This window comes from Pseudonocardia halophobica, from assembly GCF_027922425.1.
Classification (GTDB): Bacteria; Actinomycetota; Actinomycetes; order Mycobacteriales; family Pseudonocardiaceae; genus Pseudonocardia; species Pseudonocardia halophobica.
Genome location: NZ_BSFQ01000001.1, coordinates 1 through 12,469 on the forward strand (window position 1 = coordinate 1; position 12,469 = coordinate 12,469).

The 12,469-nt window shown below is 73.9% G+C and carries 12 protein-coding genes; 4 read left to right on the forward strand and 8 right to left on the reverse strand.

Annotation, left to right across the window (positions count from 1 at the left end):
* Nucleotides 1–102: 102 nt before the first annotated feature.
* Complete coding sequence (locus PKE99_RS00005; protein WP_037054710.1) at nucleotides 103–1,287, forward strand: cytochrome P450; 1,185 nt, start codon at nucleotides 103–105, stop codon at nucleotides 1,285–1,287.
* Nucleotides 1,288–1,360: 73 nt separating this feature from the next.
* On the opposite strand, the gene PKE99_RS00010 is transcribed toward PKE99_RS00005, so the two are convergent.
* The 4 genes from PKE99_RS00010 to PKE99_RS00025 all read right to left on the reverse strand — a co-directional run bounded on the left by PKE99_RS00010 (nucleotide 1,361) and on the right by PKE99_RS00025 (nucleotide 5,751).
* Complete coding sequence (locus PKE99_RS00010) at nucleotides 1,361–2,107, reverse strand: maleate cis-trans isomerase family protein (RefSeq protein ID WP_037054712.1); 747 nt, start codon at nucleotides 2,105–2,107, stop codon at nucleotides 1,361–1,363.
* Entirely contained in the window at nucleotides 2,104–3,150 is a 1,047-nt protein-coding gene (locus PKE99_RS00015) for a 2,5-dihydroxypyridine 5,6-dioxygenase NicX family protein (RefSeq protein ID WP_271214829.1), read from the reverse strand. The genes PKE99_RS00010 and PKE99_RS00015 overlap by 4 nt, the downstream gene beginning before the upstream one ends.
* 124 nt (nucleotides 3,151–3,274) lie before the next feature.
* Nucleotides 3,275–4,822, reverse strand: coding sequence for an acyl-CoA synthetase (locus PKE99_RS00020; protein ID WP_037042344.1), 1,548 nt, complete (start codon nucleotides 4,820–4,822; stop codon nucleotides 3,275–3,277).
* A 71-nt stretch (nucleotides 4,823–4,893) separates the two neighbouring features.
* Nucleotides 4,894–5,751: a sigma-70 family RNA polymerase sigma factor gene (locus PKE99_RS00025; protein ID WP_037042342.1), complete on the reverse strand. Its 858-nt coding sequence runs from the start codon at nucleotides 5,749–5,751 to the stop codon at nucleotides 4,894–4,896.
* A gap of 84 nt (nucleotides 5,752–5,835) precedes the next feature.
* Here PKE99_RS00025 and PKE99_RS00030 point away from each other — a divergent pair, with 84 nt between their 5' ends.
* Complete coding sequence (locus PKE99_RS00030; protein ID WP_037042628.1) at nucleotides 5,836–6,288, forward strand: carboxymuconolactone decarboxylase family protein; 453 nt, start codon at nucleotides 5,836–5,838, stop codon at nucleotides 6,286–6,288.
* A gap of 11 nt (nucleotides 6,289–6,299) precedes the next feature.
* On the opposite strand, the gene PKE99_RS00035 is transcribed toward PKE99_RS00030, so the two are convergent.
* Nucleotides 6,300–6,812 (reverse strand): hypothetical protein, encoded by a 513-nt coding sequence (locus PKE99_RS00035; protein ID WP_051737001.1) that lies wholly within the window; start codon nucleotides 6,810–6,812, stop codon nucleotides 6,300–6,302.
* A gap of 202 nt (nucleotides 6,813–7,014) precedes the next feature.
* Between PKE99_RS00035 and PKE99_RS00040 the strand changes: the two genes are divergently transcribed.
* Entirely contained in the window at nucleotides 7,015–8,127 is a 1,113-nt protein-coding gene (locus PKE99_RS00040) for an NDMA-dependent alcohol dehydrogenase (protein WP_037042341.1), read from the forward strand.
* Between the two features lie 91 nt (nucleotides 8,128–8,218).
* Here the strand turns inward: PKE99_RS00040 and PKE99_RS00045 are convergent, their stop codons facing one another.
* On the reverse strand, nucleotides 8,219–9,856 hold the full coding sequence (locus PKE99_RS00045) for a sigma-54-dependent Fis family transcriptional regulator (RefSeq protein ID WP_037042339.1): 1,638 nt from the start codon (nucleotides 9,854–9,856) through the stop codon (nucleotides 8,219–8,221).
* 146 nt (nucleotides 9,857–10,002) lie between these two features.
* Here PKE99_RS00045 and PKE99_RS00050 point away from each other — a divergent pair, with 146 nt between their 5' ends.
* A complete protein-coding gene (locus tag PKE99_RS00050) occupies nucleotides 10,003–11,562 on the forward strand; it encodes an ArnT family glycosyltransferase (protein ID WP_051737000.1) in 1,560 nt (519 codons plus the stop codon).
* 9 nt (nucleotides 11,563–11,571) lie between these two features.
* On the opposite strand, the gene PKE99_RS00055 is transcribed toward PKE99_RS00050, so the two are convergent.
* Both PKE99_RS00055 and PKE99_RS00060 read right to left on the reverse strand, forming a co-directional pair.
* Nucleotides 11,572–12,012: an ATP-binding protein gene (locus PKE99_RS00055; RefSeq protein ID WP_051736999.1), complete on the reverse strand. Its 441-nt coding sequence runs from the start codon at nucleotides 12,010–12,012 to the stop codon at nucleotides 11,572–11,574.
* Nucleotides 12,013–12,083: 71 nt separating this feature from the next.
* Nucleotides 12,084–12,329, reverse strand: coding sequence for a hypothetical protein (locus PKE99_RS00060; RefSeq protein WP_037042335.1), 246 nt, complete (start codon nucleotides 12,327–12,329; stop codon nucleotides 12,084–12,086).
* Nucleotides 12,330–12,469 lie beyond the last annotated feature (140 nt).

Consider the following 12,469-nt stretch of genomic DNA (forward strand, 5'->3'; position numbering starts at 1 on the left):
CTCCTCAGAAGCCACCAACGACAAGAACCGATCAGCCACACCCTGCCGTCGCGGGCGTCCGGAACACCTCGTCCCGAACATCAACAACCTTACGGAGGACCGATGACCATCGCGACACCGCAGCTGCCCTTCGCCCGCCCTGGCGTGCTGGACATCGCGCCGCTCTACGCCGAGCTGCGCGAGCGCACCCCGATCTGCGTGGTGCGCACCGCGACCGGCGACCCCGCGTGGCTGGTCACGGGGCACGCCGAGTGCCGCACGCTCTTCGCCGACCCGCGCCTGGGCCGGTCCCATCCCCACCCCGAGCGCGCCTCCCGGGTGTCCGGCTCGGCGATCCTGGGCGGGCCGATGATGGGCGACCCCGAGACCGAACGCGAGCAGCACGCGTTGATGCGCCGCCTCCTCGCCCCGGCCTTCTCCGCCCGCCGGATGCTGCGCCTGCGGGAGCACGTCGACGAGCTCGTCGGGCGGGCGCTCGACGCCCTCGAGGCCGCCGGCTCACCCGCCGACCTGCACGAACACCTCGCGCTGCCGGTGCCGATCCTCGTCATCTGCGAGCTGCTCGGGGTGCCGTACGAGGACCGGACCCGGTTCCGCGCCTGGTCGGAGGGCGCGGGGCGGCTCGACGACCGCGAGGCCGCCCAGCAGTCCCTCCAGGCCCTGGTCGGCTACGTCTACGGCCTGGTGGCGCGCAAGCGCGAGGAGCCGGGCGAGGACGTGCTCAGCGACCTCGCCGCGTCCGGCCCGGAGCACGACTGGCAGAGCGCCGCCCTGGCCGCGGCCCTGCTCTTCGCCGGCCACGAGACCACGGTGACCCGCATCGACGTCGGCACGGTGCTCCTGCTGCAGCATCCCGGGCACTGGGCCGCGCTGGCCGCCGATCCCTCGCTGGTGCCCGACACCGTCGAGGAGGTCCTGCGGCTGGCCGCGCCGGGCGGCAGCGGGCTGCCCCGCTACGCGCACGCGGACGTCGAGATCGGCGGTGTGACGATCCGGACCGGCGACTGCGTGGTCCTCGCCCCCGCGGCCGCCAACCGGGACCCGGACGCGTTCGCCGAGCCCGAGCGCTTCGACCCGGGCCGCGCCGACGCCCGCAGCCACCTCTCCTTCGGTCATGGACCGCGCTACTGCATCGGCGCGAGCCTCGCTCGGGTGGAGCTGCAGGCCGTGTTCACGGCGCTCCCGGCCCGCTTCCCCGGGCTGCGCCTGGACCGCCCGGTCGAGGCGCTGCCGTTGCGGTCCGACCTGCTCACCGGCGGCCTCGACGCCCTGCCCGTCGCCTGGTGAGACGCCCGAACCCCGTTCGCCCAGGTCACCCGAGGTCGTGAGTGGCAACTGCCCCTAGAGGGGCAGTGGGCACTCACGGGGCCAGGAGGCGACCGGCGTTCGGGACCTCGGGTGGGAGGCCCAGCTCCTGCAGGATCCGGTAGGTGGTCGCGGTGGCCGCGGAGAGCACCGGGATGCCGATCTCGTCCTCGACCGGCTGGATCGAGGGCAGGGACGGCATCTGGACGCAGCAGCTCAGCACCAGCGCCTCGGCGCGGGACAGGTCCAGCTCGTGGCGATGTTTCCGCAGGTCGGCCGGGTCCAGCCGGGCGACGGCGAGGTTGTCCGGCACCTCCAGCGACAGCGAGTCGACCACCTCGACGCCGGCCGCCTCCAGGTACTCGACCACGGCCTGGGTCAGCGGCTTCATGTAGGGCGTGATGATCGCGACCCGGGACACGCCCAGGGCGGCGATGCCGTCGAGCAGCGCCCCGGCCGAGGAGATCACCGGGGCCTGCGCGCCCTCGGCCCGCAGCGCCGCGGTGATCGAGTCCTCGGCGGTGCAGTGGTAGCCGGGCCCCTGGGCCATGATCGCGACCAGGCAGGCCGTGGCGACGACGTCCGGGCGGGCGTCGGCCAGCTCGGTCGCCGCCCGCTCGGCCTGCGCGTTCATCGCGCGCAGCTGCTCCGGCGTGACGTGCTGCATCCGGGCCCGCGCGGAGTGGAAGACGAACCGGTTGGCCGGGTCGACCTCCTCGCGGGCGCGCAGCATCCGCGGCAGCTCGGTCTCCATCGTGAGGTTCGAGCTCGGGACGATCATCCCGATGTGGTGGTCGGTCATCGCTGCTCCACCGGGCGCATCTCCGGGACGGTGAGCTCGCCGGCGTCGACGATCAGCTCGTCGTCGAGGTAGAGGCTGTTGCCGCGCATCGGGATGTCGAAGTGGCACGCGGTGTCGTTGGGCCCGCCGAGCTCGTTGTTCGGGCCGATGGAGAACATGACGTTGCCGTAGAAGCTGCGCAGCTCCATGCCCATGCCGCCGCCGAACTGGGTCAGCCCGTGCCAGTGCGCGCGCTCGTCGAGGCCCCAGCCGACGTGGCTCATGCCGTAGCCGCGCGGGTCGTCGAAGCTCTCGATGTAGGAGGAGAGCAGGTCCGCGTCCAGGCCCGAGGAGCCGGCGCCGCCGCGGATGTCGCGGATGAACCCCTCCTCGATGGTGATCTCCACCGGGGTCTGGACGTAGGTGTTGAACGGCAGCAGCACGTCCCCGGGGGCGAGGACGATCTTCCCGTCGACGCCGTCGTCGGCGCCGCCGGTGAACACGAACGCGGCCGGCCAGTGGTCCCAGCGGCCGGGCTGGTCGGTGTAGCCGTACTCGCTCATCGTCGGGTAGACGCCGAGCTTGTAGGTCACGTCGGTGCCGTGCGGGCTGGTGATCCGCATGGTCTGCGCCTTGGCCAGCAGCTCCGCGCCGATCTCCACGCGTTCCCGCAGCTCCATTGTCGGCATCAGCCGGGCCAGCAGCGGGGCCGGCTCCACCGCGGTCAGGATCCGCGTCCCGGCGGCCTGGATCTCGAACTGCTCCGGGCTGAACAGCAGGAACGTGCAGTCCACGACCATGTCGACGCTCTTGAGCGCCTCCACCGCCAGCCGGTTGTCCGCCAACCCGGAGTCGCCGACCGCCCACGCCCCCGACGCGCTCGTCGGTGCGGGCAGCCGCAGGTGGAAGCCCTGCGCGCCCAGCTTGCCGATCGCCCACAGGAACGCGTCGGCGTACTCGGCGCGCTCGTTCCCGCGGGTCAGCACCGCCACCGTCTCGCCCTCGTGCACCGCCGAGAGGGTCAGCTGCTGCAGGCAGATCTCGTTGAACAGGTTCTGGTCCATGGCTCCTCCGGCCTCGGCTCCCGAGATAGTCCGAACACTGACGATTACCGGTACGAGCCGCTGCGTCAAGCGCTGGATGTGACATCCGGGTGACGAAATGCCGGATCGGCCGGACCTGAACCGGTTACGAGACGTCCCGATCGGTCCCGGCCCAGTGCTGCGCCCGCAACTCCCGCTTGAGCACCTTGCCCGCACCGGACAGCGGCAGGACCTCGACGAACTCCACGGACCGCGGGGCCTTGTACCCGGCGATGAGGCCCTTGACGTGGTCGCGCAGCTCGGCGGGATCGGGGTCGCTCCCCGGCGCCCGGACGACCACGGCGTGCACCCGCTCGCCCCACTCGTCGTCCGGCACCCCGATGACCGCGCAGGCGGCGACGGCCGGGTGCCCCGCGAGGGCGTTCTCCACCTCGGCCGAGTACACGTTCTCGCCGCCGGTCACGATCATGTCCTTGAGCCGGTCGACGACGAAGACGTAGCCCTCCGGGTCCATCCAGCCGCCGTCGCCGGTGTGCATCCACCCGTCGCGGACGGCCGCGGCGGTCTCGTCGGGCCGGTTCCAGTAGCCGAGCATCACGTGCGGACCCCGCACCGCGATCTCCCCGACGGTCCCGCGCGGCACCTCGCGGTCCTCGGCGTCGACGATCCGGACCTCGGCGTGCGGCGCGGCCCGGCCGGCCGAGCGCCGCAGCCGGTCGGTCGCGTGGTCCTCGGGCAGCAGCAGGGTGGCGACGGGCGAGAGCTCGGTCATGCCGTAGGCCTGCACGAACTCGGCGGTCGGCATCCGCTTCGCGGCCCGCTGCAGCACCGCCTCGGAGATCGGCGAGGCGCCGTAGGTGAGCCGGCGGACGGAGGAGAGATCGGCGTCGGCGGTCTCGGGCGGGTCGACCAGCATCTGGATCATCGTCGGGACCAGCAGCAGGTCGGTGACGCCGTGCCTCGCGATCGCCTCGGCGACCCCGCCCGGGGTGAACGACGGGACGATCACGTGGGTGCCGCCGACGACGTTGCGGGCGACCCAGGCGGCACCGTCGGCGAGGTGGAACATCGGCGCGGCGTGCAGCAGGCGCCCGCCCGGCGTGGCCAGCGCCCCGGACGCGAGCGACCCGAGCGCCGACGCGAGCAGGTTGGTGTGGCTGAGCACCACGCCCTTGGGCGTGCCGGTGGTGCCGCCCGTGTACCAGATCCCGGCGGGCGCGTCGCCGCCCCGGCGCGCGTCCTCGACCGGTTCGTGCCCCGCGACCAGCACCTCGTGCGCGACGGTCCCCTCGGGCGCCGGGCCGTCGCCGCACCAGACGACGCGGCGCAGGTCCGGGGTCTCCGCGCGCAGGGCGGGCAGCAGGCCCGCGAAGGTCTCGTCGACCAGCAGGATCCGCACACCGGCGTCGCGCAGCGAGAAGGCGATCTCGGCCGCGCTCCAGCGCACGTTGACCGGGGCGAGCACGCCGTCCGCCCACGGCACGGCGAACAGGTACTCGTGGTAGCGGTCCGAGTTCAGCGACAGCATCGCGACCCGGTCCCCCGGCCCGCAGCCCAGGTCGCGCAGGCCGGCGGCGAGCCGCGCCACCCGGTCGATGGACTCCGCCCAGGTCCGTACCCGGTCCCCGGCGATCGTGGCCGGGAGGTCCGGGGTCTGCTGGGCCGCCCGGTGCAGGGCCTGGGTGAGGTACATGGTCGCCTCCGGGGCAGCGCTGCCGTGGCCCCGGAACGTAGCGGCCTGTCCGGTTTCGCACCACCCGCCGGTCAGCGGAGAAGCTCCGGGTCGAGCCCGGCGAGACGCCCGCGGTCGGCCAGGATGTCGATCTCCGTGATCCGGCCGTCGACGACGGTGAACGCCAGCAGCGCGACCGGGCGGCCGTCGAGCGTCCCGAGCACCCCCGGCTCGCCGTTGACCAGCACCGGGTGCCGGACCTGGTCCTCGCTGCGGTAGGCCGCCGCCTGGCCGGCCACCGCCCGCGCCCCGTGCACCGCGCGCAGCCCGTCGCCCGTGTCGGCACGCAGCACGACGTCCGGGTCGAGGACCGCGACCAGGCCCTCGATGTCCCCCTCGCGCGCCGCGGCCAGGAACGCGTCGACCACCTCGCGGCGCGCGCCGCGGTCCGGCCGCAACGCCGGCTCGGCCCCGCGGACCCGGCGGCGGGCGCGGCTGGCGAGCTGGCGGGCCGCGGCCGGGGTGCGCTCGACGAGAGGCGCGATCTCGTCGAACGGCAGCCCGAACATGTCGTGCAGCACGAAGGCCAGCCGCTCGTCCGGCGCGAGGGTCTCCAGCACGACCAGCAGCGCGAGCCCGACCGAGTCCGCGAGCTCGGCGCCGTACTCGGGGTCCGCGGCGTCGTCGCGGCGGACGATCGGGTCCGGCAGGTGGTCCGGGAAGGGCTGCTCGCGGCGAGTCTGGCGGGCCCGCAGCTGGTTGAGCGCCACCCGGGCGACGACCGTGGTCAGCCAGGCCCGCGGGTTGTCCACGTGCGCCGGGTCCGAGCGGTGCAGGCGGATCCAGGCCTCCTGCACGGCGTCGTCGGCCTCGCTGAGCGAGCCCAGCACCCGGTACGCCACCTGCCGCAGGTACGGCCGGTGCTCCTCGAAGTCAGCCACCGGATCCATCCGTCACATCCTCCCGTCGGCGCGTGTCGAGGTGGTGACCCACGAGAACCCGCCGATGTGACGGCGGGACGGAAGGAGACCGACATGTCCTCACGCATGACCAACCCCGCCATGGTCGTCCCCGGTGCCCTGCAGGCCCTGCTGGCGCTCGGCGAGGCGGAGAAGGCGACCGGCATCCCGGAGACCGTCCTGGAGCTGGTCCACCTGCGCGCCAGCCAGATCAACGGCTGCGCGGTGTGCCTGCACATGCACGCCCGCGCCCTGCGCAAGGCCGGCGAGTCCGACGAGCGCATCGACACCGTGGCCGGCTGGCGCGACGCCCCTTTCTTCACCGACGAGGAACGGGCGGCGCTGGCCCTGACCGAGGCCGTGACCCGGCTGGCCGACCGCGCCGACCCGGTGCCGGACGAGGTGTTCGAGGAGGCGGCCGCGCACTACGACGAGCAGCAGCTCGGCGCGCTGATCCTCTCGATCGCGAACATCAACCTGTGGAACCGGCTCAACGCGACCACCCGGCAGGTCGCCGGCGCCTACTAGGCCGCACGAAACTACTGGGGCTGGCGGAATGCGGCCGCCGCCGCGACCCCCTTCGCCGGGTCCCAGCCCGGCACGTCCGCGACGGCCCGGATCATCGCCTCGGTGATCCGGCCGTCCGCGGCGAGCAGGGCCGCGACCGCGGCGGGCGACACCGCGCCGTCGACCTCGTTCTCGCAGAACTCCACGACGAGGTCGCGGCAGGCGTCGTCGCTCAGCGCGGGCAGCCCGACGCCGGTGAACCCGTCGGACCTCTCGTAGGGGGCGCGGGACCACCCACCGTCGAACCCGTAGACGAAACCCACCCACTCCCCGGCGGCCATCGAGGCCTCCGCCGGCGGGGCCCACCAGTCCGGGGCGCCGGCGAGCGGGTCGGTCTCGGGCTCGCCGAAGTACTCCGCCGCCGTGCGGAAGTAGGTGTCGGAGTACTCGTGGTCGTTGCCGATCAGGACCGCCCGGTCGCCGAGCGGGTGCAGGTCGGCCCAGTTGCCGCCGCGCCGGGCTCGGCGAAGCAGGAGCTCCCCCACCCGCGGGTGGCGCAGATCGCGGCGAAGGCGGCCCAGCGGCCGCGCATCTCGGCGGGCGTCGGCAGGTCGAGTGCAACGAGGGTCACCCGGACAGGGTGTCCTACGCCGGTGTCCAAACATGAAACACCTCGGAGGGGGAAGGCTCCGGGAGGGTGGCGGCAGCAGCAGCCTCCCCGAGAACGACGAAGGAGTCGATCCCCGCATGAAGACCAAGGCCGCGGTCGTCTACGAGACCGGCAAGCCGATCGAGATCGAGGAGCTGGAGCTCGACGGCCCGAAGGACGGCGAGGTCCTGATCCGCTACACCCACGCCGGGCTGTGCCACTCCGACGTGCACATCTCGCACGGCGACCTCGAGGCCCGCCTGCCGATGGTGCTCGGCCACGAGGGCGCCGGCATCATCGAGGAGGTCGGCCCCGGCGTCACCCGCGTCAAGCCGGGCGACCACGTCGTGTGCTCCTTCATCCCGAACTGCGGCACCTGCCGCTGGTGCGCCACCGGCCAGCAGGCCATCTGCGACATGGGCGCCACCATCCTCGAGGGCTACCTGCCCGGCGAGCGCTTCCCGTTCACCGGCCCCAAGGGCAACTACGGCGCGATGTGCATGCTGGGCACCTTCTCCCAGTACTCCACCATCCACCAGAACTCGGTGGTCAAGGTCGACGACGACCTGCCGCTCGACAAGGCCGTCCTCGTCGGCTGCGGCGTGCCCACCGGATGGGGCTCGGCGGTCAACGCCGCCGACGTCAAGCCGGGCGAGACCGTGATCGTCTCCGGTGTGGGCGGCATCGGCATCAACGCCGTGCAGGGCGCCCGCTACGCCGGCGCGAAGAACCTCATCGCCGTCGACCCGCTGCAGAACAAGCGCGAGAAGGCGATGGAGCTCGGCGCCACCCACGCCGTCGGCTCCATCGAGGAGGCGGCCGACCTCGCCCGCCAGATGACCAACGGCAACGGCGCCGACAAGGCCGTCGTGACCGCGGGCATCGTCACCGAGGAGATCGTGACCGGCGCGTTCGACGCGATCGGCAAGGGCGGCACCGTGGTGCTGACCGGCCTGAACAAGCTGTCGGCGCAGAACGTCAACCTGCCCGGCTCGATCTTTACGCTGTTCAAGAAGACGGTGAAGGGGTCGCTCTTCGGCGACTGCAACCCGACCACCGACATCCCGAAGATCCTGGGCCTGTACCAGTCCGGGGACCTCAAGCTCGACGAGCTGATCACCAAGACGTACACCCTCGAGCAGGTCAACGAGGGCTACGACGACCTGCTCAACGGCAAGAACGTCCGCGGCGTGCTCGTCCACGAGCACTGAGTCCCGGACACCCGATCCGCCGCGGCGGGACCGGAAACGACCGGTCCCGCCCCGGCGGGGGAGCTTGCGGACCCGCCCGTCGAACAGAGCCTCAGGCCGGCCGCTCGCGCAGCGCCTCCGGGTCGATGTGCAGCTCGCGGATCCGGCGGTAGAGCGTGGTGCGGCTGATCCCGAGCCGGCGGGCGGCGTGCACCTTGTTGCCCCCGCAGCTCTCCAGGCAGCGGACGATCGCGTCCCGCTCCGCCTGCCACAGGGCGCCCGGGACCGGTTCGCGCGGCCCCTCCCGGTAGCCCGGCGGCAGGTCGGCCTCGGTGAGGTCGCCCGCCGAGCGCCGCCCGGCGACGTACCCGACGACCGTGGCGAGTTCCCGCAGGTTCCCCGGCCAGTCGTGTGCGGCGAGGGTCCGGAGCGCTCCGGTGGTGAACCGGACGGCGCCGCCGGCGCGCTCACGCAGCAGCGCGCCGGCGAGGGCCGGGATCCGGTCGCGCCGGCTGCGGACGGTGGGCAGCTCGAGGCGGACCGGACATCGGGCCCCGAACGCGGCCGTCTCCCCGGGCGGCAGGCCGTCGAGGCCTGCCGTCAGCACGAGCCGCACGCCCCGCCGGTCCGCCTCGTGCCCGAGGTGCGCCGCGACCGCCGGGGCCAGCAGGTGGGCGTCCTCGACCAGCAGGGTGCCCCCGCCGGTCGCCTCGGCCAGCGGCACGTGCGTCTCCGCCACCGTGACGAGGGCGCCGGCCAGCACCGCGACCGGTCCCGCGCCCGCGAGCTGGGTCGCGACCGTCGTCCGGCCCGTGCCCGGCTCGCCGAGGACCAGCACGTTCGCCTGCTCCGCGCGGTAGCGCAGGATCCGCGGCCGCAGCTCGGCGTGCCAGTCCCGGTCCGGCACGGGCACCGCCACGCGCACCACCGAGGGCCGCTCCGGCCGCTCCAGCTCCACGAGGAAGCCCCCGCCGCCGACCGGCTCGACGCGGGCGACCATCCGCCGGCCCGACGCCAGCTCGACCTCGGTGTGCACCGCCCCCGGCCGGCCGTGCCGCAGGGCCTGCAGCGCGGCGTGGTCGACCGGCTGCAGCAGGTCCGCCGCGGCGTCGTTGGTCAGCACGAGGTCGGGCCCGAACGCCACCAGCGGCCCCGCCGCCCGCAGCCGCGCCGCCTCGAACGCCGCGAGCACCCGGCGGTGCGAACCACGGGCCTCGGCCAGCATCCCGTCGGCGATCTGCTGGGCGGCGCCGAGCAGGAAGGGCCGCAGCAGCGGGCTCGCGTCGGCGGTCAGGCAGGTGATGTCGAGGACGCCGGCGTGCCGCCCGGTCAGCGGGTCCCGGATCGGCACCCCGTAGCAGGCGAACCGCTTCAGCGACTCCAGGTAGTGCTCCGCCCCGACGACGGCGATCCCGCGCCGCAGCTCGGCGACCGTGGCCACCGAGTTGGTGCCGCTGACCTGCTCGGTGAACAGCTGGCCCGGCACGACCCCGACGGACTGCAGCACCGGCTCCAGCTCGGGCGAGCCGAAGCGGATGTCGACCAGCCGGGTCTCCCGGTCGGCCAGGACGAGGGCGAACCGGGACCCGCGCAGGTGCCCCTCGAGCGCGGTGAGCACCGGGCCCGCCGCGCGGCGCAGGCGCGTGCCGGGATCGGGCTCGACGACCGCGCCGACGTCGATGCAGGCGGCGGGGTCCAGCCCGCAGGACTCGATGCGATGCCAGGACTGGGCGATCTCGGGACGGAGCACGGACAAGCCCGGACCCTCCTCGCTGCGGGATCCGACGGTGGGGAGTCGACACCGATCTTATGCCGCGCCACGCATCCGTCGACTCCGAGCGGACGAACCGAGGGGTCCTCAGGTTGGCCACAGGGGACGTGTGCACGATGTGACGGGTGCAGCTCGACATCGACCGGCCCCCGACGGCCGTGGCTCCCGAGCGCCCGCGGCCGGATCTGCTCGGTCGCGTCGCCGTGCTCGTGCTCGGGGTCGTCACGGTCCTGTCGGTGGTGCGTGCCTTCGGCCCGCTGACCTACCCCGGCGACATCTGGCGCCAGTCGGACACCGCGTCGATGGCGCGCAACTACGCCGAGCACGGCCTGAACCTGTTCATGCCCCAGATCAACTGGGGCGGGAACGGGCCCGGCTACGTCGAGTCCGAGCTGCCGATCATGCCGTGGCTCACCGGCATCCTGTACACGCTCTTCGGCGACCACGAGTTCCTCGGCCGGCTGGTGTCGCTGGCCTTCATGCTGCTCGCCACCGCGGCCTTCTGGGGCCTCGCGAAGCGGATCCTGCCGCCCACGGCCGCCCGGTGGGCGCTGATCGCCTGGGCCGTCTCACCGGCGTTCATGCGGTGGGGCACGGCCTTCATGCCCGAGGCCACCGTCCTGGCGTTCACGCTGCTGGCCCTGCTGGCCTTCTGCCGCTGGCTGCAGGAGGACCGGCCGGGGTGGCTGGTGGCGGCGGCCGGAGCGGTCTCACTGGCCGGGCTGGCCAAGCCGACCTCGTTGCACGTCGGGCTCGTGATGGCGCTGTGGCTGCTGCTCGCGGCGCGCGACCGGTTGCGCCGGCCCTCGGTCTACCTGGCCGGGCTCGCCGCGCTCGTGCTGCCCGCGCTGTGGCTGCGGCACGCCTCGGGCCTCTACGAGACCTACGGGAACACCTTCGGCGTGATCTCCGGGGGCGACGACAAGTTCGGCAACCTCGCCATGTGGCTGGGCGCCGACTTCTACCTCGGCAACCTCCGCAGCGAGGTGCTGTTCATCTACGGCGTGGTCGGGGTGCCGTTCGCACTGCTCGGCGCGGTGTGGCTGTGGCGGCTCCGCCGCGGGGCACCGGCCGCGCCGTTCCTGCTCGCCGGCGCGGTCGCGCTCGTCGTCTACTACTTCGCGGTCGGCCGCTACAGCGGCTCCGACCTCGGCATCCAGTACCACGTCTACTCGCTGCCCTACGCCGCGGTCGCGACCGGCATCGGCGTCGTCGCGGCGCAGCGGCTGCTGCGCGACCGGCTCGGCCCGCGGCTGGTCGCGGCGCTCGGGGTGCTGACCGTGCTGGCGCTCGGCGCCCAGTCGGTCAACGTCTTCCGCCAGTCGTTCGACCCCGACGCCGGCGCCCTCGGCACGTGCGCCACGCAGCTGGCGGCGGTGTCCCGGCCCGGGGACCTCGTGGTCGTCGGCACGGACAGCACCACGACGATGGACGGCGTCGCGAACAACTACCAGGAGCCGGTGATCCTCTACCGGGCCGACCGGTACGGCTGGGTGCTGGCCGCGGACCAGTACGACCCGGCCCGGCTCGCGGGCATGCAGGCGCAGGGGGCCCGCTGGTTCGTGAACCCGGTGCCCGGCCAGCTCACCGGGCCGCTGGCGAGCTGGTTGCGCGACAACGCCGAGCAGGTCCGCACCTCGGCGTTCGACGGCTGCGACGTCTGGGCCCTCCGCGGCGCCTCCTGAGCGGGCCCCTCACTCGGCGGCGGCCAGCCCCGAGCCGTCCGGGGCGCCGAGCAACGGCACGGGGACGCTGACCAGCGTGACGGTGGTGCCCGCGTCGTCCCGGCGGATCGACACCCGGTCCATGCAGCCGCGCATGACGCTCATCCCGTAGCCCTTCTCGCCGTGGTCCGGGCGCCACACGCCCTCGTCCCGCACCGTCACGACGACCTGGCGGTGCGTGGGCCCGGCCACCAGCCGGCCGACGACCTCGACGTCCCCGGGGACGCCCCCGGCGTAGGCGTGCTTGACCGCGTTGGTGCAGGCCTCGCTCACGGCCAGGATCGCGTCGACGCGCTCGGCCTCGGGCCACTCCAGCGCCTGGAGCCAGCGGTCCAGCCCCGCCCGGAAGAAGGCGAGCTGCACCGGGTCCGCGCCGAACCGGATGCTGTAGAAGCCCGAGTCGTCCGCCATGCCCCGAGGATGACGAACCCCGGGGCCCTTCGCGACCGCTGGCCGGAGGCCGCCCCGATCACCCGTGCCGGTCAGCTCGGCGCGCGCGGCTCCGGGACCTCCACGACGACCGGTTCCTCGGCGGGCGAGGGGATCCCGGCCGCCTCGGGCCCGACCACCTCGACCAGCTCGGGCCCGCCCTCGACGTCGAGCCCGGGCGTGCGGTCCGTCCCCGCGAGACCGAGCACGCGGCGGCGGGCCCGGGCCCGCCTGTCCAGCTCGGCCTGCTCGGCCGCGGTCCACGTGTGCCGCTCGACCGGCGGCTGCCTGGAGACCATCGCCCGTACCCCCTGATCACCCTCACCCGGAAGATCCACCGCCACCACCCGCTGTCAGCGGGATCACGCCGTGGTGCGGCACACCCAGTGTGCGCCCGCCACGCCCGAAAGCCCAGGTCCCGGCCCCGGCCGGGCCCTCC

Coding starts and splice junctions, on each gene's coding strand:
- PKE99_RS00040 (WP_037042341.1), top strand. CDS start 7,015: ATGAAGACCAAGGCCGCGGTCGTCTACGAGACCGGCAAGCCGATCGAG.
- PKE99_RS00015 (WP_271214829.1), bottom strand. CDS start 3,150: ATGGACCAGAACCTGTTCAACGAGATCTGCCTGCAGCAGCTGACCCTC.
- PKE99_RS00020 (WP_037042344.1), bottom strand. CDS start 4,822: ATGTACCTCACCCAGGCCCTGCACCGGGCGGCCCAGCAGACCCCGGAC.
- PKE99_RS00010 (WP_037054712.1), bottom strand. CDS start 2,107: ATGACCGACCACCACATCGGGATGATCGTCCCGAGCTCGAACCTCACG.
- PKE99_RS00055 (WP_051736999.1), bottom strand. CDS start 12,012: ATGGCGGACGACTCGGGCTTCTACAGCATCCGGTTCGGCGCGGACCCG.
- PKE99_RS00060 (WP_037042335.1), bottom strand. CDS start 12,329: ATGGTCTCCAGGCAGCCGCCGGTCGAGCGGCACACGTGGACCGCGGCC.
- PKE99_RS00025 (WP_037042342.1), bottom strand. CDS start 5,751: ATGGATCCGGTGGCTGACTTCGAGGAGCACCGGCCGTACCTGCGGCAG.
- PKE99_RS00030 (WP_037042628.1), top strand. CDS start 5,836: ATGTCCTCACGCATGACCAACCCCGCCATGGTCGTCCCCGGTGCCCTG.
- PKE99_RS00005 (WP_037054710.1), top strand. CDS start 103: ATGACCATCGCGACACCGCAGCTGCCCTTCGCCCGCCCTGGCGTGCTG.